We start from the raw sequence: 19,220 nt of genomic DNA, 5'->3' as shown, positions 1-19,220 counted from the left end.
TTACTTTTTTTTGCTTATTTTTCAGCAATATGTTTCTTGGCCGATTGTTTGACATTGACTGTTTTTGCAACAAAACTTAGCCATAGTTAGGGAAAATGTGTAAGACGAGGAAGTGATGTCCACTCAAGAGTCAGTTGAGCTGGTCCCCCTATGGGAACCCAGCGGAGAAAGAGCCTCCGCATCCAATTTGAATAAGTTTATCCAGCATATCAACATGCAGGGCGAAGCCATCGAAAACTACCACGACCTGCACCAGTGGTCTGTTGATAACAAAAAGCATTTTTGGCTTTCAATATGGCAATTTTGCGATGTGATTGGTTACAAAGGTGACTGCATTCATGGTGAGGGCATTGCACGTTGGGGCAAATTTTCACCGAGCCGTGACACCATATGGTTTCCTCAATCACAGTTAAACTACGCTGAAAATCTGCTCTCTTATGCCTTTCAGGATCCTGAAGGTGTGGCTATCTGGTTTAAAAACGAGAGAGGACAAAGCCGCAAATTGACTTGGCAACAACTGTGTGACCAAGTCTCCATCCTACAACAGTGGTTAAAACAAAACGGAGTTGAAAAAGGTGATGTCGTTGCAGGTTATCTTCCCCACATGCCTGAAACCGTCGTCGCAATGCTGGCTACAACCAGCCTTGGTGCAATATGGACATCCACCTCACCAGACTTTGGCGTAGAAAGCGTCAAAGAACGTTTTGGTCAAGTACAGCCGAAGATTTTGTTTTGCTGCAATGGCTACAGTTTCAATGGCAAAACGTTCAAAATGGATGAAAAAAACAACCAGATTGTTAGCGCTATATCTAGCATCCAAAACGTCTGTCACATTGATTATTTACAAATTGGACAAGAGAGTTCGTTCGGCAATGAACAATGCTCAGACTGGGAATCCATTCTCGCCAGTTACATCCCTCGCGGGCTGAGATATCAGCGGGTCGGATTCAATGATCCTCTGTTCGTTCTCTACTCTTCAGGAACAACAGGCAAGCCAAAATGCATTGTGCACTCGGTGGGTGGTACCATACTTAATCACTTAAAAGAGCATCAACTTCACTGTGATGTACAACCTCGTGATCGGGTATTTTATTATACTACCTGTGGCTGGATGATGTGGAACTGGCATGTCTCAGCACTCGCTAGCGGAGCAACCTTAGTCATTTTCGATGGTAGCCCAATGTATCCGATGCCAAGCGTGTTATGGGAGTTGGCTGAAGAGGCAGACGTCAGCTTGTTTGGTACGTCGGCCAAATACTTGGAAGCACTGCAAAAAGCAGAGTTCAACCCAAGTCATTACTATCGCCTTGATAGCTTAAAAACGCTCTGTTCAACGGGTTCCGTGTTGTACCCGCAACAATTTGACTACGTCTACAGCCGAATCAAAGCCGATATTCATCTTGCTTCTATTTCTGGTGGAACCGACATCTGTGGGTGCTTTGTGATAGGGAACCCTATCTCTCCTGTCTATCGTGGGGAGTGTCAGGCACCAGGATTAGGGCTAGATGTTCGTGTATTCAACGAAAAAGGCCAACCGGTGGTGAATCAGCGTGGTGAGCTTGTGTGCCTCAACAGCTTCCCCAATCAACCTGTCGGCTTTTGGCATGACAATGGTGAACGCTATCACAATGCCTATTGGGGAAAATATGAGAACACTTGGCATCATGGAGATGATGTCGAGATGACGAGCACTAGCGGTGTCATTTTTTACGGAAGGAGTGATGCAACACTCAACCCTGGAGGTGTAAGAATCGGAACTGCAGAGATTTATCAACAAGTGAATCAACTCTCTGAGGTTGAAGATTCTATTGCCGTCGGTCGGCTGCTCAATGGCGATGAAAAAGTGGTCTTGTTTGTCCAACTCGCGCGCGATGTAACACTCAATGAAGAATTAATGGCAACCATCAAGCAACAGCTGAAAACTCAGTGCTCTCCGCGTCATGTTCCCGCAGAAATTTACCCCATCAGCGAGGTACCAAAAACAAAATCTGGTAAGCTCGTTGAGTTAGCGGTGAAACAAGTATTGCATGGTAAAACAGTGCAGAACAAAGGCGCTATAGCCAACCCTCAGGTTCTTGACGAAATCGCTCAGTATGCCACTCAAGCCGTTTCCTAAAGCAAAAAGCCCGAACCATTAAGTTCGGGCTTTTACGATCTGAGAAATCAAGGTTACTTCTTGGCGATGGCCATCAATACTGTCAATTTTCCGTTCGGGGTATCGAAACTGAATGGTGTTGTTACTTCGACCTCATCAAAACCGACACTACTTAGCACTTGCAATACATGAGTGGGGGTCATTCCACCTTCTTCATCTTTCTCCGATAACCAGTCCCAATGAACAAAATAGTTGCCTTTATTGAGCAGGCTGTAGACGATATCAACGACGTCAGAATAGTTTGGCAAAAAGCTACAAACTGAAGACGCAACCACTAAGTCGAATTGACTTCGGAACGCCGGGTGCATGGCCACCAACCCTCTTGTTAGGAGGTCAACGACTGGCTCTACATTATCAAGTTCTTTCTTATCTAGCTGCTCAATCATCGCCTCTGAACTATCTAACGCTACGATATCTTTGGCGAGAGGAGACAGTTTTTGGCTCAGTAGTCCGGTACCACAACCAAAATCAAGAATTCGTTTCCCTTGGACATCGACAATTTCCTGAAGAGAGTCAAACGCTTTCTGTGCATACAATACTGCTAAAGGCTCGTTTTCCCACTCTGCTGCATAATCATCCCAAATAGTAGCCATCATGATCTCCCTATTACCTCATTCATTTGGCGTTAAACAAGAGTATCAAAACTGCATGAAATTCATAGCTTTTGGCGTCATAAAACAGACAAGCGTAATGTATTCTTATAACATTAGCCTATATAAGCACCAAATACGCGAATTGCCCAGATGAACCTATCGCAGATTGAAGCCTTCTGTACTATTGCTGACACTGGGTCAGTGTCCGAAGCTGCTAGACAACTCGAATGCAACCGAACAAAATTAAGCATGTCGATAAAAGCACTGGAAAAGGACCTAAACATTGAGCTTTTTGTCCGCACGGGCAACCATGTTTCTCTGTCAGAAGCAGGCAAAGCCATCTATAAAGACTGCCAGAATATGTTGGTTACCGTTTCGCGAATTCGTCAGACCTGTGCTCAAGTGTCCGGTGAGTTCAACGCTGAAGTCTGGATCGCACGCGATGATTCGTTGCCAGATGATATGTGGCAGAGCCTTTCCCACCAGCTCAACAATAAATTTCCTGCAACCTCGTTTAATATTGTCCTTGCATCCAGTGGTGATCTGGCAAACCTAGTGGTCACTCAACAAGTCGACTTTGCTTTTGGTGTTGATTACGAACGTATCGATGACCCCCATATAAGTTACCACCCGTTGGGCAAGATCCGACTGATGTCGGTATGCAAAGCCGATCATCGCCTCAGTCAGCTTCGACGCGTTTCGGACAACGAACTGCGTAATGCAATGCAAGCGGTCATGGTTTATCTCAACGAAAAAGATAATCCCGAATTGCAGCCTTTCTCATTACGCCATATTGGTTTCTCTAGTTTTGACTATATGCTCAGTACCATTCTCACCGAAGATGCTTGGGGGGTATTACCAGAACCTCTTATCCGTCATCATTTGCGTAAACAAGAACTGGCTGTCATTAAGCATACCTATGGTTTAACGCAAGAAGATTACTGTATGTTTACCGCAGCAGGCATGGCAGAGCACCCCGGCATGTCATGGTTGGCGGATAAATTAAACGAATATTTGTTTGATTTTTGATAGTTTCGCCTTTGTTCTCTGTGACAACGGAGGCGTTGCGCTGCGCTTATCTTAACAATACGACAGTCAGTGTCAGTTTTTATGACACTAAAAATCAAAGTTAATACCCTGAATTATAAAGACAAAGTGTGTAACACCACTATTTCTGGTTATTTTAAGTACAGATCAAGTTTGTCAAATAGGCTGAGTACGCAAAGAATAAAGATATAAATTGCGAAGAGAATACTCTATGTGTGACAGGACAAGCTTAAATGAAAAACGGATTCTGATCTTCTCAGCCCTATTAGCTTCAGGCTTTGCAGTGGGGGGATTGGTACTCGGGGTGCTTGTTGGTTCACTGGTTATTGTCTTTGATGGCGTTTATTCATCTGTCAGTCTGCTGCTAACTTTATTGTCGCTCGCAGCTTCCAAATATATTCAAAGCCCTTCAAGAAGCCACTTTCCATTCGGCAAAGCCGTGCTTGAGCCTGTTGTTATTGCCGTCAAGGGCAGTGTTATTCTCGCGGTAGTCAGTTACTCACTCTACTCTGCCCTTATTGCTGTCTTCAACGGTGGTCGTGAAGTGGATGCTTCAATCGCCACTTTATTTGGTGTGGTCAATGTACTAGGCTGCGGCTACGCGTGGTGGCACATCGCTCGCAAATCAAAACGTCACTCTTCTGGCTTGATTGAAGCGGAAGCCAAACAATGGCAGATGGACACACTACTGAGCGTTGCAGTCACACTCGGCTTTATTGTGGCATGGGGTATCGCCTTATCACCTCTGGCCGAATACTCTGTCTACGCCGATCCTATGATGATGATTCTAATGTCGTTTTACTTTATAAAAGTCCCTTTCGATATGCTTAAAGAAGCCATTAGAGAGTTACTAATGATGCCACCGAGCGATGAGATCTGCGATGTCGTTGATAAAGAGGTCATAGCGTTAGATAAACAAGTGAAACAGAAAATTAGGTTAGCCGCTGTCACTAAGGTAGGCCGAGAGCTTAGAGTTAACCTAGATGTCCACTCCATGGAAAAACAGGTGGCGGTGGCTGATCTCGAACAAACTCGACGTATTTTGAAGAGCAAACTGGCTAAACTTCCACTCGACTTAAGGCTGAACCTGAACATAGCCAGTTAAGCAAACTACTGTTTGCCAATGAAAACGCCTTCCCAACAGGGTGTTTTTATCTATAACCCTACAAAAAGCGCCAGTTAGTTCTATTATTATGTATATGATTTCATAATAAACATCTCCAGACAATAATGGAGAGGCCGTAGCACGAAAAACATCAAGGTTGGCGCCTATGAAAAACCCATTTGCATCACTACTTTCTGACAAACAGTCAAAGAAAACCGAACCTCATCAAGACGACAGCATTAAAACCAGCGTCTTAGACTTATTGTCTGACGGTATGGTGATCTTCGATGGTCAATCTGGATCAAATGCGATTTTTTATGCTAATCCGGCCTTTCTCAAGTACTACGGCCTTCTTTCAAATCAAGTGATCGGCCGTAACATCATTGAATTCTACTCACACTATCTTAATGATGATCATATTGCTGAACTCCATAGTGCCGTTCATGAGGCCGCTTCTCACACCAGTGAACTTTGTATACATCAAGAGGCACAAAAAGGCTGGCTACGCGTCAATTTAGAACCGATGAAGAAACAAGGAGGAGGCAACCATTACCTGATCCTCACTCAGGCCGACATCAACCAAATGAGGCAGGTTCGCCAGGAACTAAAGGCATCCAACCAAAAGCTCCAACAATTAGTCTCTAACCAGAATCAGCGGATCAATGAGCAAGAATTGCAAATGGGAGTGATGTTTGAGCAAGCGGTCGACAATATGCTGCTTCTCGATGACAAGCTGAAAGTACTCGACGTGAATGACTCGGCACGGACACTTTTTGAGCACAGCAAAGCTGACTTACTTGGGTTGAAGCTGACATCACTCCTATACGAGTTTACAGAGAGCAAGATTGAGGAAAAACTCTCAAGCGTCGAAATGTATCAAGAAGTCGCACTGGACGAAGTGATTAAAGTCAGCCGGACCAACGATGTGTTAAGCATGCTTGGCTATGTTAAATACATCACAATGAAGGCAAAAAATTACATTGTCTTGACCTTACGCGACATCAGCAAAGAGCGAATCGCCCAGAATGAGTTAAGAAGAAGCCAAAGCGAACTGGAAGAGGTGGTAAGAAGCCTGAACCTAGCGACTCAAGCCGGTGGGATCGGTATCTGGAGTTGGGATTTCAAAACCAACGAGCTCTCTTGGGATGAACGAATGTATCAGATTTATGGGGTCGACCCAAATAACTGCGACAATAACTACGCCATGTGGCAAGAAAGAGTGTTGGACGAGGATATATTTACTGCTGAGGAATCCCTTAACAAAGCGCGAGAAAACCTCACTCAGTTCAACGCTGAATTCAGGATACAACTGCCTGATCAGGGCATACGTTGGATAAAAGCGGCAGCAGACGTTCTCTTTGACCAAGACGGCACAACGCCTATTGGCATGGGCGGTGTCAACATTGACGTAACCAAAGAAAAGACGGCGCAGGCAAACTTGAGGCATGAAAGTGAGATCGCCTTAGCGGCCAGTGAAGCCAAATCCATGTTCTTGGCCAACATGAGTCATGAGATACGCACACCAATGAATGGTGTCGTCGGCATGTTAAGCCTGCTTAGTGAATCAGAGCTCAATGGTGAGCAGAGAAGCATGGTAACCACTATCAAAGACTCGGCGTTAACCCTTCTGCACATTATCAACGACATCTTAGACTTTTCAAAAATTGAAGCCGGTCAAATGTCGCTGGAAAGTGTCCCAGTCGAACTACAAAAGCTAATAGAAAGAACCTTGGATGTGCTCTGCCTGCAAGCCAACAATAAAGGTATTGAACTCTATTTAACTTACGATGCCAGTCTACCTAAAGTGATAATGAGTGACAGTGTCAGGCTAAGCCAAGTGCTACTTAACCTCGTTGGCAACGCCGTCAAATTTACGGACAGCACCGATGAGATGAAAGGTAAAATATGGGTCTCTGCCACACTGAACCAACACGACATCGCACCCTATGTCGAGATCATGATTGAAGACAATGGCATTGGCATGACGGAAGAACAAATAGAGAAGCTGTTCAAAGCCTTCAGCCAAGCTGATACCAGTACCACAAGACTCTATGGCGGGACAGGTTTAGGTCTCTCGATTACTCGCTCACTTCTCGAAATGATGGGGGGAGATATTCAAGTTGACAGTCGATTTGGTGTAGGCAGCCGTTTCTCGATTGAACTTCCTTTTATTGAAGTGGAAGAAGCCCCGCAAGATCCGACACCAAACTACGTGAACGGCTCTAGGATTCTGTTTGTCACCAATGACCAAAACATTGCCACTTTCTGCGACATCAACCTTGCTAACTTCCGCTGCAAAACCAACTGTGTCGCCAATATGCAAAGGGCGATTGCAGTACTGGATTACGCCAACAAAGCCGGTGCCACCATTGACTTGATTATTGTTGGCCCTGACTTGTATCACTATTACGAGGAAAAACCGCTCTCGCTGCTTGGGTCAGCGCTGCTTGAAGAGCAAAAATTTATCTTTCTCTCTCACGACCCGAGTGTTAAGCCTGGCCTCGCGAAACCCAACTACTACGTAATGCCTTGTAACCCTTTCAAGCCAAGTGAACTAACCACAGCCATAGGCGTCATGAGAGAACTGATTAGTGATGAAAAAAACATCAAGTCTATCGTAAACGAATCTGAACAATACATTAGTCAAAACAAAAATGGACTCATCCTCGTGGTCGATGATCAACCCACCAACCGTGACGTCATTCAGCGGCAGTTGCATCACTTGGGTTATCAATGTGAATTGGCCGTCCATGGACAAGAAGCGCTTCATAAATGGAAACATGGTCGATTTGATTTGATTTTAACCGATTGTCACATGCCAGTAATGGATGGGTATGAACTGGCAAGTCAAATCCGAAGCATAGAGCGGCAGTCGCCAAATATGGGACATACGCCGATCGTCGCCATTACCGCCAATGCAATGGTTGAAGCCTCTGAACAGTGTTTCGCTTCAGGGATGGATGATTATTTAACCAAGCCAGTCGAACTCAAAACTCTTGATCAATCGATTGAAAAGTGGATGCAGCTCTCTCCTATTCCCATAGAAGAGAAGGCAGCAACAGAAGCAATGTTAGAGCCCAACGACGTTGAAGTACCGAGCGTCAACCCTCGACAAGAACCGATCTGCATGTCGACTCTAGAACAGATTTTGGGCACAAGAGAATGGTCTATTGTAGCTCCTTTACTTGCTGGATATTGGGAATCTGTCAACGAAGACATTGGCAACATTGAGCACGCATTAGTCAAACAAAGTCATGCAGAACTTCAACAAATTGCCCATGCAGCAAAAGGAGCTGCTCGCTCTGCCGGGGCCAATAAACTCGCAGATAAATTTGAGATTCTACAGAATACAGCACATCGACAAAACTGGCGGGAGCTATCTAGTACGTTAAAAATGGCTAAAACCGAGCTGAGCTGCATAGAGAGTTACCTGGTTGAACATTCAATTATCGAAGATACGGAAGTGATTTATGAGTAACTATGACCCGACCGACTTTACGGTACTCGTCGTTGAAGATCACAAGTTTTCTCGCCAAGCACTGGTCGGAATGCTAGTGAGAGGAGGCTACGAAAATTTGCTATGTGCCAAAGATGGCAAGGAAGCCATGACCAAGTGTGCCGAAAATAAGATTGATTTGATCATCACTGACATCAACATGCCTAATCTCAATGGACTCGAGCTGATCAAAGCGATTAGAACCAATCAAGCCCAAGTCGCCTGTGACACACGGATCATCGCCGTGACGACACTTTCAGATACAGCGACGATTTCGGCTTGTATGACATTGGAAGTGGATGCTTTTCTTGTGAAACCCATTAGCATCAAATCGGCAAAAGAAAAAATCCAGAGCGCGATCACTGAGCCAAAACGTTTGTACCAACAGCACTTCTATCAGGATGTCGATACCCGTATCAATTTGGCACCTCAGGACAATACGCAGCAGATGACAAAACGTATTCGCTCGATCAATAGTTGCGTACGTGAACTATCGCAACTTTCGGAGATCAAAGAAGGCATGACACTGGTCTACGATATCAACGCGGTCTCTGGAGGCTGCCTACTCCGCGCAGGCACCAAACTCAACAAAAAGCTCATTTTGCGCTTATTTGAGCTGAGTAAGATCATTGATACAAATAGCATTGTTGTACGAGAAGACAAGACGCAAATAGCGGTATGATCTGGTTTTCTAAAATTGAGAATCAAAATGAGAACGGACAAATACTCCTAATTTTGAGAAAAAGATGACAACTCCGCAACCAAGATAACTAGGTAAGACAACAAAGTATGATATTGATTATTAACAATAATTATTGATCAAGCTGCTAAATACAATAGTTGGTTCGATATTTGCTATCCTTTTGTTAAGCAGCACGATGTCAACTTAACCTCGTTGTGAAGGAGCAATTTATGTCAACATTTGAACTCAGCAAATTTACGATTCTGGTTGTAGAGGACAACAACTTATCCCGCAAGGCATTGATCGGCATGTTGTTCAAAAGTGGCTACGAAAACATTCTGAGTGCACCGGACGGTCGCAGTGCCATAGAAAAAATCGAACATAACCATATTGACCTGATCATTACAGACATCAATATGCCGCACATTAACGGTTTAGAGCTGATTAAGTCCGTGCGTATGGGGCAAACCAAAGCGACACCGGAAACCAGTATTATTGCGGTGACAGCCCTGTCAGATACAGAGACTATCTCCACCTGTATGCGCTTTGAGATTGACGCGTTTCTCCCCAAGCCCATCACTGTAAAAGATGCGCGAGAGCAGATAGAACAAGCCATCACTGGCCACACCGAATTATACCAGCAACATTTATACAGTGATATCGACACTGAACTCAACAGTGATAACGAATCAGGCAAACCTAACACACAAGGTTCAGACATAGGCAAGTTCACGACTGTACAGAGTTTGCATGAGCTCCAAGCGGGTATGACTCTGGTCGGTGATATTTTTGCCAACAATGGCGGCTGCTTGTTAAAAGCCGGAACGCTTCTCGATAACCGTTTAGTAAAAAGGCTAAGAGAGCTCCAGTCAATCATTGACGATCATCCAATCCGAGTTCACCTAGAAGAAGACCAAGCACAAGAAGCCTGATAGCTCAGGCTTCGGTTATTATGCCAGCTCTGCCGCTGTTCGCTTTCATTCATAGCGACGCAGAAAAACAAGCTGCATAACGCTAGTTTTGCTTGAGCCAACCGATATGGCTACCCCTCACATCGGTTGCTCCGATTGACTCTCTTTATTTTTCTCTTCACAACACTTTTGGGTTGCGGGTTGGACATGGCAAGCGTATAGTTAATCGCAATTCGACGATTAACTATCAATAGACACCTCATGGTAAACCAATGCAACCTTGCAAACCAGCAAGCATTCTCGACGACAGACGCTGAAATCGCAGTAGAAACGGCCTTTGCGTTGAAGGCAAAAGCACTTTCACACCCAGCCCGAGTCAGGATCCTTAAGATTTTGGTGACATTGGATAACCTTGGTGGCTGTCTCAACAGTGATTTGGTATCCCAGTTAGGTCTCGCTCAGTCAACAGTTTCTGAGCACTTGCGTATTCTAAAGCAGGCAGAGTTCATTATCGCGGAACCCAATCCACCTAAAGTTTGTTACAAGGTCAACCGGGAAGCCATTTCCGAATTTAGCCACGCATTTAATACCATCTTTAACTGAACTGACATCTGAGTATGTCACGCTACTACTCGGATCTTTACACCTTCATCAATCGCCTTTCGACGATAAACGAAAGAGAGAGACACAATGAAAACTGAAACTGCAGTAAACAATGCCGCAAACAACATGAGCTTCCTCGACCGCTACCTTACGGTGTGGATCTTTGTTGCCATGGCCGTTGGGGTCGCCATAGGAGCTCTATTTCCTCAGGTTGCAGAGTGGAATCAAGCCATGTCTGTTGGCAGTACTAATGTTCCCCTAGCCATCGGCTTGATACTGATGATGTATCCACCCTTGGCAAAAGTAAATTACAGTCTCTTGGGCAAAGTACGTCAGGATAAAAAGGCAATTACGCTGTCATTGGTGATGAACTGGGTTGTTGGCCCTGTTCTAATGTTCATTCTGGCACTGACGTTTCTGGCTGATCACCCAGGCTATATGGTTGGCATCATTTTGATTGGTCTAGCGCGTTGTATTGCGATGGTTTTAGTCTGGAATGATATTGGTGGTGGTAACAAAGAATATGGTGCCGCTCTGGTTGCACTGAACAGCGCTTTCCAGATCGTGACCTATAGCTTCATGGCTTGGCTGTTTATCTCTGTGCTTCCGCCGGTATTTGGCTATCAGGGTTTCGAAGTGGATATTTCCATGCTAGATATTGCACAAAGCGTAATGATTTACCTTGGCATTCCATTTCTAGCCGGTTTTTTAAGCCGTAAGTGGTTAGTCGCGGCTAAAGGCGAACAATGGTACAACCAAGTGTTTATTCCTCGTATCTCGCCTATCACCTTGATTGCCCTGCTCGCGACGATTGTGCTGATGTTCAGCTTAAAGGGGGAGATGATTCTGGAGCTACCAATGGATGTGGTGCGTGTCGCTATTCCACTGGCTATCTATTTTGTTGTGATGTTCTTTGTTAGTTTCTTTATTGGTAAGAAAATGGGCATCGAATATGATAAAAATGCCTCGATTGCCTTCACCGCGACAGGCAACAACTTTGAGTTGGCGATTGCGGTATCGATCGCGGTATTTGGTCTTAATTCAGACCAAGCTTTTGCTGGTGTGATTGGCCCATTAATTGAAGTGCCTGTTCTGATTCTTTTAGTTAATATCGCTCTACGAATGAAACAGAAATACAAACTAAGCGCACGACACGCCTAGCTACTTCTCGCCCGCCAGACATGGCGGGTACTATTATCCCCTTTCCTTTTTGCGTTGCTCACAGCGTATCAATATGGCCTGCTTTTCCTCATCCGTGCAGGAGCGCCACTGCAATATCTCATCGAGCGTACGAAAACACCCAACACAGATATCATCATCATCGAGACAGCAATTTCTTACACAAGGAATTGGCACCTGTTCATCCATGGTTTCTGTTTTCATCTTGACCTTGTTACTTTAAAGCTAGTGCTTGAAGATCCCGCTGTCGAATGGAATACAGATTTGCTTATTGTGGCAACAAAAAAGAGAGCCTCAGCTCTCTTTTGCTTCTTTATCACACTGGAAGTGTTGTTCGTACAGCTCCATAAAATCTTTCCTGATTTCCTGTTCCAAGTGCGTCGCTTTATCAGTTGGGCAGAAAATCATAAAATGCACGACCTGCTCGCCTGTCGAGCTACTGGAAATATGGATATGAGGTTCCGCACCGGGCAAATCGACCCCCGCATGCTTTTCGATCATTGTGTTGTATCGAGTGGCAACATCACTAAAATAGTGGCAATGCCCCTCAATCTTTTCGATCATTAATGGAACCAAAGGGAATAAGTTGACAAACTCGCCAACGATAATAGAAAAGTTATGATAGACGTAGCGCTTCATAAAATTGAGGTTTTTCACTGGGTAGGTGAAAAACATACTGTTTGGTAATGTCGCCGTTTTCCCTGTGTAGTGGTACTGACCATGATGAAGATCTATCTCTTGAATCACAGTGGCCATCATATTGTGCTCAATCACCTCGCCACAAATCTTGCCAACCTCAATCCAGTCGCCAATGCGAAATGACCGTGAGCTCGCTCTCTGGATAGAGCCTGTAAAACAAAGAATGATCTCTTTCGATGCCACAACGATAGCAACGGCAATCGCCGTAACCGACAGCGCAAATTCATTAACTTCCGACTTCCACAGCATGAAAAGCAGCACAACGGTAATGGCGAATGCACCATTCTTAGTGCGCGACATCCAGTTACGCTGTTCTTCAGACACAAACGCAACGTCACCACGAATTTTGGATAAAACAATACGGCGTATTATCGCTATCAGAAGGATAATGAGCGCGGTAAAAATAAATTTTTGAGTCAGAAGAAAATCGATTACGGCTTGTACTTTCTCCATTCTCGGCTCCTATTGTTATTATAGAGAAAGGGGCCAAAGCCCCTATAAAAATTCCGTTTTGAATGAGATTAACTTCCCATAATTATTGATAATAATCTAGTTTACATTTCTATTAATGCAGACTGTGTAGCGTTGACAAGCTATTTGAAACGCGCAGACGTAATAAACTCACCAAAGGTTTCACACCAAACAATCACGGTATTGTATTGGGCCACATCAACGTCTTTTGGCAAGCTAAGGGCAAAACGATCAAACGTCTTCACCTCTCCCACTCTCACCATGGTATGCTTTTTCTGGTTGAAGTTGGCTTCAGTTTCAATAAACTGAGGTGATAGGTAAAGTTTATAGTCCGGACCAGGGGCAAGCTCACCGACAAAAGCAATTTGGTCATGACTAATAGAAACAGAGCCCTCTCCCCAATGAAGAAAATCACTGTCTTTTCGGTCGCGCTGGAAGGTTGCAGTATAAACCGCCTTGTTGGTCACAGCCTCCACTGAGCTCATTGAGGGAGAATCTGGCTGGATAAGAATGGGTAAGGCATAAATACCGACAGCAAAACCGATTGCCCCACATATAAGGTGTGTAAACAGTAAAAAAATCCTTTTCATCCCCGAAACCTCTGTTTATCAAGCATACATAGTCAATGTACACGATAATCAATGAGATAACAGGGACATATCGGAATTTTATCTGTAGTGAAGTGCTGTTTTCTCACACAAGGTCACAATAACCTGTACAGCCTGCTCCATACCTTCAATGCTAATAAATTCATGAATACCATGAAAATTATAGCCTCCTGTGAAGATATTCGGACAAGGTAAACCCATAAAGGACAACCTAGCACCATCGGTGCCACCACGAATGGGCTTAATTTTAGGCTCGACATCGCAAGCAATCATCGCTTGCTTGGCGAGTTCAATAATATGCGGATGAGGCTCGACCATTTGTTTCATGTTGAAATAGCTGTCTGATAATTTCAGCTCTACACGTCCTTTGCTTAATGTCGAGTTAAGCTCCTTCACTTTACTCTGCATCAAGGCTTTGCGTTGCTCTAGCCCGTCACGCTCAAAATCACGAATGATATAACCTAGCTCACAGCGCGCCACTGCCATTTTTGCAGACTTCAAATGATAGAAGCCTTGATATCCTTCGGTCGATTCAGGGGTTTCATCAGCGGGCATCATCAATTGGAACTGGGCGGCAATGTTCATGGCATTCACCATTTTATTTTTTGCGCTACCTGGGTGGACGTTGACTCCGTAGCAAATCACATCAGCACTGGCTGCATTAAAGTTTTCGTACTCCAGTTCGCCCACCGGACCTCCATCAATGGTATAGGCCCATTGTGCTCCAAACTTCTCCACATCAAACCGGTCCGCACCACGACCAATTTCTTCATCTGGTGTAAAACCGATGCAGATATCGCCGTGGGGAATGTCTGGATTCGCCTGCAACTCAGCAACAGCGGAAATAATTTCTGCAATACCGGCTTTGTTGTCCGCACCGAGAAGTGTGGTGCCATCCGTCGTGATCAGATTGTGGCCAAGCAGTCTACGCAGCTCAGGGTATTGAATTGGCGACAGCACTTCATCACCTTTACCTAGGGCAATATCGCCACCCTGATAATCTTCAACAATCTGAGGTTTGACATTTTTTCCTGACGCATCAGGTGCGGTATCCATATGAGCGACAAAGCCAATGGCTGGCACATCGTAGTCAACATTACTGGGCAGCTTCGCCATCAAATAGCCGTTATCATCAAGTAACACCTCACTCAAACCAAGTTCCAACAATTCTTGTTGGAGGAATTGGGCGAAAGTGTATTGCCCTTCACTACTTGGGCAGGCGGGGTTGGAAGGGTTGGACTGCGTGTTAAAGGACACGTAGCGCAGAAAACGTTGAACCAGTTCATTCATAGCGGTATCTCTTTATATTATGATTGTTAGCATACTGGCGTTCATCCTACGCCTTATAAACAAAGAGGTTTTGCTGTAAATCAGTTTTTAAGCGATGAGAGCAATACAGTGCATAACGATGACACTGGTGGTCAGCCTTGCTCTGAGGACCTTGTACCCTACGGGTTTGCGCTCTTTTTCCGCTATTCTGACTGCTCGCTCTGAAAACCAAACCAGAAAATAACCAAAGCCCAACAAGACAAGCGCTAAAGCGACGTTCTGGCGTGACAGTAGCAAGACACCCCATGTCATCACGGCAAACAAGTTACTGAGTAAAAGTGCATTACGGCTAATTTTATCTACCGAGTGATCGATGCCATTGCCCCACAGTACTCCCGACAAAAAACTCAAGATCACCACACTGTACGAAATAAACATTTCTTCGCCTGTAAGCCCGAAGAGCCTCGCACCTGTGACAATACCGATGAGGCTCAGCGCGAAAGGCACTAGCCCCAAATAACCCAGTTTAAACATGATTGACATTGACGATCTTCCATTGCTCATAAACGCATTCTTAAGTATTTTTGTTTATTACGACGAAAAAGCCCGAATAGTTTGCTATTCGGGCTTTTAATTATCGACTTAAGGCAGCATTAAAGCAGGATGAAAATACCCGCCAAACAAGCACTCATAAGATTCGCAAACGTACCAGCAAGCACAGCTTTGATACCAAGATTAGCCACTTCTGAGCGGCGCTCTGGCGCAATCACTCCGATAGAGCCAAGCTGAATAGCAATCGAACCTATGTTTGCAAAGCCACACAGTGCAAACGTGACGATCACTTGGGTATGTTCAGAAAGCAGCGCTTTGTGCTCGACAAAATCGATGAAAGCCACAAACTCATTCATAACAATTTTCTGGCCAATGTAAGAGCCCGCCATCAGCATTTCATTGGCCGGCACACCAATCACCCATGCCAAAGGAGAGAACAGGTAGCCGAACAGCGTTTGCAGCGTCAATCCGCTAAAGCCCGCCACGTCGCCCAAACTTTCAAGACCCGTGTTGACCATGGCAATCACGCTAACGAATGCAATCAACATGGTACCGACAGCAACGGCAACCTTCATGCCGTTCATTGCACCACTTGCTAAAGCATCAATCACATTACTGTCTTGCGCTTTGTCCATTGCAATATCTGATTGATCAATTGGCGTTTCACGCTCAGGAACAATGATCTTAGCCATCATCAAACTGCCCGGCGCAGCCATAAAGCTTGCGGCAATTAAGTACTTGAGCTCAACACCTAATCCAGCATAACCACCCAGTACACTGCCAGCCACAGAGGCCATGCCCCCCGCCATCACAGCAAACAATTCAGAGCGAGTCATGCGCGAAAGGAAAGGTCGAACAAGAAGTGGAGACTCACCTTGAGATAGGAAGATATTACCGGTAGCAACCAGAGACTCGGCTTTACTCGTCCCGAGGAACTTTTGGATACCACCACCGATAAACTCAATCACCTTTTGCATAATGCCAAGGTAATAAAGTGCCGAAATTAGTGCACTAAAGAAAATGATGATAGGCAGAACACGAACCGCAAAGATAAACCCAGTATTGGCTAAATCACCAAACAAGAATCCGATACCTTCATCAGCAAAACCTAACAGGCTAGAAACACCATTACTTAAACTGGTGAGTGCGGTTTGTCCCCAAGGGAAGTACAAGACTAAAGCGGCAAAACCGATTTGAAGTAACAAGGCGCGAGAGACTGTTTTCCAGTTGATCGCTTTACGACTCTCTGACAGCAACACAGCACATAATAACAGTGCCGCAACACCGATTAATCCGAATAGGACATTCATTAAAGATAACCTCTACAAGCATTGGTAAATAGCTGGTCCGGTCCGTGGGGTCATTCACCATTCCATGTGACGGCTTGTATTGGCAGAGCAGTACTCTTAACCGGGCGGAGAGTATAACGCACGCAGTGAGATATTCATCACATATTTTAACGCAAACGTTCAAATGTTCACTCAATAAACAGCTTAATCGGCAACGAACCCAATTGAGCAGATGAAATCGGAGTAGAAAAACATAAAATATGCACTTACTTGCTATAAAACCGTGAACAAAGATCACACTTTTGAAGCTATCCCCCCATTCAATGACTGAAAAAGTTTGGCAACTTATTATTTGCCATCTAGGTTTATAAAAGTGTCAACTAACGTACTAGTGACAAAAACAGATTCTCTAACAACGTCAGCAGCTAACAACGCAAACACAACAATACACTGCCCCACCTTTGGTGGGGCTATTTTGTTTATCGGCAGGACAAAAAGGTCTGGCGTCGCAGCGCACAACAAGTACTCTGTTATTTTGAACTAGATTTATACCACTAGCGGTATAGAATAAGCGCCTCTTTAACCGATGCCAGAGATCACCATGCAACGCGATTACACCCTCTCATCCCTGCAAGCTACCCCAAGAGAAGAGCTCGAAGAACTCAGTCTGCGAATGATCCACCGCCTGATCGCAGAAGAATCGATGACTGAGTTGTTTACGTTCGATGCCGATGAGACGGAATCCGAAGACAAACTGCAAGAGGCACAGTTTGATGCCATGTTGAGGATGAGTGCGATCGCTCTTAGTGAACTGCCAGCCCTTTTCAGCGAATCAGACAATCAACAGCAAAACACGCTACGCATGCAACGCTTATTGCTTTGGCATTTTTATTCGGTTTCGTTTCACCTTGAACAGGCAATACCACTTGAAGTCCATTGTCAACATGTGGAAGTGCTGCTTAAACAAGCCCCAACCAACGCATTAGAGTGGGTCACAGCTTTAACCGACTTACTGCGTCAATACGCGGCCATTAACCAAAGTCGCTAATTCGAACTCGGTAGAACTGCGATAACCCAACCTCACAACATTGCGAGAATCGCCACTAGGATACTGAGTGTGAAAGGGAAGCAAAAGCCAAACTGAGGCCAATTAGTTGTTATTCCACAACCACTAAAAAGGCCGGGCTGACCCGGCCTGATTATTTAATCGTTAGTGAGAACGACACGAGCATTCTGTTTCTGAATTGGGCGGTTGTTGTTACCCATCACCATCTGCATTTGTTTTGCCTGTTCTGTGGTTAAATTTTGCGCAGATTTAAGCACAAACCAGCGTACGCCTTCAGAACAAGGTGGCGTCGTCAGAGAGCCATTAAAGCGGTAGTACTCCCCCGTTGCAGGCAACATATCTTTTACTGCAAACGGCGTTTGTAACCTCACGGTTTGACCGGGTTCAGGCATGGTCGCCGTCAACTGTGTGATCTGGTTATTTTCCCCCGGTGCTGCGTTATACATCACAGCAACAACCGCTAGGTTGCCATCTTTATCCGCATTAACAAAATGCGCTTCCAAGGGAAAGTGTTGACCACGAATGTGGTTTTCTGAAGGAGTATGGAAATGGAACTGCGCCAGATTAAACTCAACTCCATCTACTGTTACGGCGTTATTCCCCTCAACAACCGCTTGGAGTGTATGCCCGTTATTCGTCAGCCCAGTCACCATACCCTGATACTCAATGTTGAGTGGCATCAGCTCCGCATCAACCACATCCTTGATATCAATCGGGCTTTGGTTTTTGCCAGTGGCACACTCTTTGGCAACGTCTCCCCAATGTTCAGGTCCTTTATCCCCTTTGTAACCCCATTCAGCGGCCTGAACCGTTCCCGCCATCGCAATCATCAAACTTGCGGCAATCAATGTGTTTTTCATGTTATTTCCTTATTATCGTCACCAACGGAAGATCGGCCACCATCATAAGTCGATGACCAAATCCATGAGTAGTAGGAAAACTTTGATTACCTGCGAATTTTGGAACCGGATACAAAAAAGTGAAAGTTACTTTTTTGTCAATTTCATTGGAAGATGCCTTTGTCTTTCTAACATTGCCAGTTTGATCTTGCCCTAAAACAAAAAGCCAGTGTTGTATCACCAACACTGGTTTTCGGACAATACTAGGTATCAGAGATCAATCAACGAAGTAAGGCAGTTGCTCTTGAGTTAAGGCACTGTCAACAGCAAACTCAGCGTGCTCTGTCACATTGCTCACATTCCAATTAGTCAGGTCTTGGGAAAATGCCTTAGATGACATAAACATACGGCTCATATTTGTCACGCTTGATGTATCCCAATGACCAATGTCTTGATTAAATGCGTTCGCCTCTTTAAACATATACGACATATCAGTAACGCTTGTGGTATCCCAACCACTAATATTCTGGTTGAAACTTTCTGCACCAGTAAACATGATACTCATATTAGTCACTTTAGATGTGTTCCAGAGGCTGATATTCTGGTCAAAGACTTTTGCAAATCCGAACATATGCGCCATATTAGTTACATTTGAT

18 protein-coding genes are annotated in these 19,220 nt (G+C 44.8%); 9 read left to right on the top strand and 9 right to left on the bottom strand.

The features are described from left to right. The first annotated feature begins 115 nt into the window (after nucleotides 1–115). Complete coding sequence (locus OH455_RS16655; protein ID WP_269982143.1) at nucleotides 116–2,116, top strand: acetoacetate--CoA ligase; 2,001 nt, start codon at nucleotides 116–118, stop codon at nucleotides 2,114–2,116. 53 nt (nucleotides 2,117–2,169) lie between these two features. On the opposite strand, the gene OH455_RS16650 is transcribed toward OH455_RS16655, so the two are convergent. Next, the gene (locus tag OH455_RS16650; protein WP_269982142.1) at nucleotides 2,170–2,748 is read right to left on the bottom strand and encodes a class I SAM-dependent DNA methyltransferase; all 579 of its coding nucleotides are present in this window, start codon (nucleotides 2,746–2,748) and stop codon (nucleotides 2,170–2,172) included. Between the two features lie 150 nt (nucleotides 2,749–2,898). On the opposite strand from OH455_RS16650, the gene OH455_RS16645 reads away from it, so the two are divergent. The 7 genes from OH455_RS16645 (at nucleotide 2,899) to arsB (ending at nucleotide 11,753) form a co-directional block, all read left to right on the top strand. Further along, nucleotides 2,899–3,777: a LysR family transcriptional regulator gene (locus OH455_RS16645; protein WP_045977294.1), complete on the top strand. Its 879-nt coding sequence runs from the start codon at nucleotides 2,899–2,901 to the stop codon at nucleotides 3,775–3,777. A 229-nt stretch (nucleotides 3,778–4,006) separates the two neighbouring features. After that, nucleotides 4,007–4,900: a cation diffusion facilitator family transporter gene (locus tag OH455_RS16640; RefSeq protein WP_269982141.1), complete on the top strand. Its 894-nt coding sequence runs from the start codon at nucleotides 4,007–4,009 to the stop codon at nucleotides 4,898–4,900. 166 nt (nucleotides 4,901–5,066) lie between these two features. Then, nucleotides 5,067–8,378, top strand: a complete 3,312-nt coding sequence (locus OH455_RS16635) for an ATP-binding protein (protein WP_269982140.1) — start codon at nucleotides 5,067–5,069, stop codon at nucleotides 8,376–8,378. Continuing rightward, nucleotides 8,371–9,078, top strand: coding sequence for a response regulator (locus OH455_RS16630; protein WP_269982139.1), 708 nt, complete (start codon nucleotides 8,371–8,373; stop codon nucleotides 9,076–9,078). Before OH455_RS16635 ends, OH455_RS16630 begins: the two co-directional genes overlap by 8 nt. Nucleotides 9,079–9,308: 230 nt before the next feature. Continuing rightward, nucleotides 9,309–10,010 (top strand): response regulator, encoded by a 702-nt coding sequence (locus OH455_RS16625; protein WP_269982138.1) that lies wholly within the window; start codon nucleotides 9,309–9,311, stop codon nucleotides 10,008–10,010. A 240-nt stretch (nucleotides 10,011–10,250) separates the two neighbouring features. Further along, on the top strand, nucleotides 10,251–10,592 hold the full coding sequence (locus tag OH455_RS16620) for an ArsR/SmtB family transcription factor (protein WP_045977299.1): 342 nt from the start codon (nucleotides 10,251–10,253) through the stop codon (nucleotides 10,590–10,592). Nucleotides 10,593–10,679: 87 nt separating this feature from the next. Then, the gene (gene arsB / locus OH455_RS16615; RefSeq protein WP_269982137.1) at nucleotides 10,680–11,753 is read left to right on the top strand and encodes an ACR3 family arsenite efflux transporter; all 1,074 of its coding nucleotides are present in this window, start codon (nucleotides 10,680–10,682) and stop codon (nucleotides 11,751–11,753) included. Between the two features lie 33 nt (nucleotides 11,754–11,786). Here the strand turns inward: arsB and OH455_RS16610 are convergent, their stop codons facing one another. The 6 genes from OH455_RS16610 to OH455_RS16585 all read right to left on the bottom strand — a co-directional run bounded on the left by OH455_RS16610 (nucleotide 11,787) and on the right by OH455_RS16585 (nucleotide 16,680). Further along, a complete protein-coding gene (locus tag OH455_RS16610) occupies nucleotides 11,787–11,975 on the bottom strand; it encodes a DUF1289 domain-containing protein (protein WP_084720270.1) in 189 nt (62 codons plus the stop codon). 90 nt (nucleotides 11,976–12,065) lie between these two features. Next, complete coding sequence (locus OH455_RS16605) at nucleotides 12,066–12,923, bottom strand: mechanosensitive ion channel family protein (RefSeq protein ID WP_045977301.1); 858 nt, start codon at nucleotides 12,921–12,923, stop codon at nucleotides 12,066–12,068. Nucleotides 12,924–13,063: 140 nt separating this feature from the next. Continuing rightward, complete coding sequence (locus OH455_RS16600) at nucleotides 13,064–13,531, bottom strand: DM13 domain-containing protein (RefSeq protein WP_045977302.1); 468 nt, start codon at nucleotides 13,529–13,531, stop codon at nucleotides 13,064–13,066. A 78-nt stretch (nucleotides 13,532–13,609) separates the two neighbouring features. Then, the gene (gene pepT / locus OH455_RS16595) at nucleotides 13,610–14,839 is read right to left on the bottom strand and encodes a peptidase T (RefSeq protein WP_269982136.1); all 1,230 of its coding nucleotides are present in this window, start codon (nucleotides 14,837–14,839) and stop codon (nucleotides 13,610–13,612) included. An 87-nt stretch (nucleotides 14,840–14,926) separates the two neighbouring features. Beyond that, nucleotides 14,927–15,361 carry a DUF3429 domain-containing protein gene (locus OH455_RS16590; protein WP_443088606.1) on the bottom strand — a complete coding sequence of 145 codons (435 nt, stop codon included), beginning with the start codon at nucleotides 15,359–15,361 and terminating at the stop codon, nucleotides 14,927–14,929. Nucleotides 15,362–15,471: 110 nt separating this feature from the next. Continuing rightward, nucleotides 15,472–16,680: a NupC/NupG family nucleoside CNT transporter gene (locus tag OH455_RS16585; RefSeq protein WP_269982134.1), complete on the bottom strand. Its 1,209-nt coding sequence runs from the start codon at nucleotides 16,678–16,680 to the stop codon at nucleotides 15,472–15,474. Between the two features lie 580 nt (nucleotides 16,681–17,260). Between OH455_RS16585 and OH455_RS16580 the strand changes: the two genes are divergently transcribed. Further along, nucleotides 17,261–17,707 carry an exoribonuclease R gene (locus tag OH455_RS16580; RefSeq protein ID WP_269982133.1) on the top strand — a complete coding sequence of 149 codons (447 nt, stop codon included), beginning with the start codon at nucleotides 17,261–17,263 and terminating at the stop codon, nucleotides 17,705–17,707. Between the two features lie 155 nt (nucleotides 17,708–17,862). On the opposite strand, the gene OH455_RS16575 is transcribed toward OH455_RS16580, so the two are convergent. Both OH455_RS16575 and OH455_RS16570 read right to left on the bottom strand, forming a co-directional pair. Further along, nucleotides 17,863–18,585, bottom strand: a complete 723-nt coding sequence (locus tag OH455_RS16575; protein ID WP_269982132.1) for a carbonic anhydrase — start codon at nucleotides 18,583–18,585, stop codon at nucleotides 17,863–17,865. Nucleotides 18,586–18,841: 256 nt separating this feature from the next. Beyond that, on the bottom strand, nucleotides 18,842–19,220 hold a 379-nt coding region (locus OH455_RS16570), incomplete at its 5' end, for a BspA family leucine-rich repeat surface protein (protein ID WP_269982131.1).

Source organism: Vibrio sp. T11.5 (assembly GCF_027587155.1).
GTDB classification, from domain to species: domain Bacteria; phylum Pseudomonadota; class Gammaproteobacteria; order Enterobacterales; family Vibrionaceae; genus Vibrio; species Vibrio neptunius.
The sequence above is the reverse complement of the archived record's forward strand: the minus strand, read 5'-3'. Positions and strand labels throughout refer to the sequence as shown.

What these genes read in the sequence shown, in the direction of transcription:
- OH455_RS16575 (WP_269982132.1), bottom strand. Translation starts at nt 18,585, where the DNA reads ATGAAAAACACATTGATTGCCGCAAGTTTGATGATTGCGATGGCGGGA.
- OH455_RS16645 (WP_045977294.1), top strand. Translation starts at nt 2,899, where the DNA reads ATGAACCTATCGCAGATTGAAGCCTTCTGTACTATTGCTGACACTGGG.
- OH455_RS16605 (WP_045977301.1), bottom strand. Translation starts at nt 12,923, where the DNA reads ATGGAGAAAGTACAAGCCGTAATCGATTTTCTTCTGACTCAAAAATTT.
- OH455_RS16620 (WP_045977299.1), top strand. Translation starts at nt 10,251, where the DNA reads ATGGTAAACCAATGCAACCTTGCAAACCAGCAAGCATTCTCGACGACA.
- OH455_RS16585 (WP_269982134.1), bottom strand. Translation starts at nt 16,680, where the DNA reads ATGAATGTCCTATTCGGATTAATCGGTGTTGCGGCACTGTTATTATGT.
- OH455_RS16590 (WP_443088606.1), bottom strand. Translation starts at nt 15,361, where the DNA reads ATGTCAATCATGTTTAAACTGGGTTATTTGGGGCTAGTGCCTTTCGCG.
- OH455_RS16655 (WP_269982143.1), top strand. Translation starts at nt 116, where the DNA reads ATGTCCACTCAAGAGTCAGTTGAGCTGGTCCCCCTATGGGAACCCAGC.
- arsB (WP_269982137.1), top strand. Translation starts at nt 10,680, where the DNA reads ATGAAAACTGAAACTGCAGTAAACAATGCCGCAAACAACATGAGCTTC.
- OH455_RS16650 (WP_269982142.1), bottom strand. Translation starts at nt 2,748, where the DNA reads ATGGCTACTATTTGGGATGATTATGCAGCAGAGTGGGAAAACGAGCCT.
- OH455_RS16640 (WP_269982141.1), top strand. Translation starts at nt 4,007, where the DNA reads ATGTGTGACAGGACAAGCTTAAATGAAAAACGGATTCTGATCTTCTCA.
- OH455_RS16580 (WP_269982133.1), top strand. Translation starts at nt 17,261, where the DNA reads ATGCAACGCGATTACACCCTCTCATCCCTGCAAGCTACCCCAAGAGAA.
- OH455_RS16630 (WP_269982139.1), top strand. Translation starts at nt 8,371, where the DNA reads ATGAGTAACTATGACCCGACCGACTTTACGGTACTCGTCGTTGAAGAT.
- pepT (WP_269982136.1), bottom strand. Translation starts at nt 14,839, where the DNA reads ATGAATGAACTGGTTCAACGTTTTCTGCGCTACGTGTCCTTTAACACG.
- OH455_RS16625 (WP_269982138.1), top strand. Translation starts at nt 9,309, where the DNA reads ATGTCAACATTTGAACTCAGCAAATTTACGATTCTGGTTGTAGAGGAC.
- OH455_RS16635 (WP_269982140.1), top strand. Translation starts at nt 5,067, where the DNA reads ATGAAAAACCCATTTGCATCACTACTTTCTGACAAACAGTCAAAGAAA.
- OH455_RS16600 (WP_045977302.1), bottom strand. Translation starts at nt 13,531, where the DNA reads ATGAAAAGGATTTTTTTACTGTTTACACACCTTATATGTGGGGCAATC.
- OH455_RS16610 (WP_084720270.1), bottom strand. Translation starts at nt 11,975, where the DNA reads ATGAAAACAGAAACCATGGATGAACAGGTGCCAATTCCTTGTGTAAGA.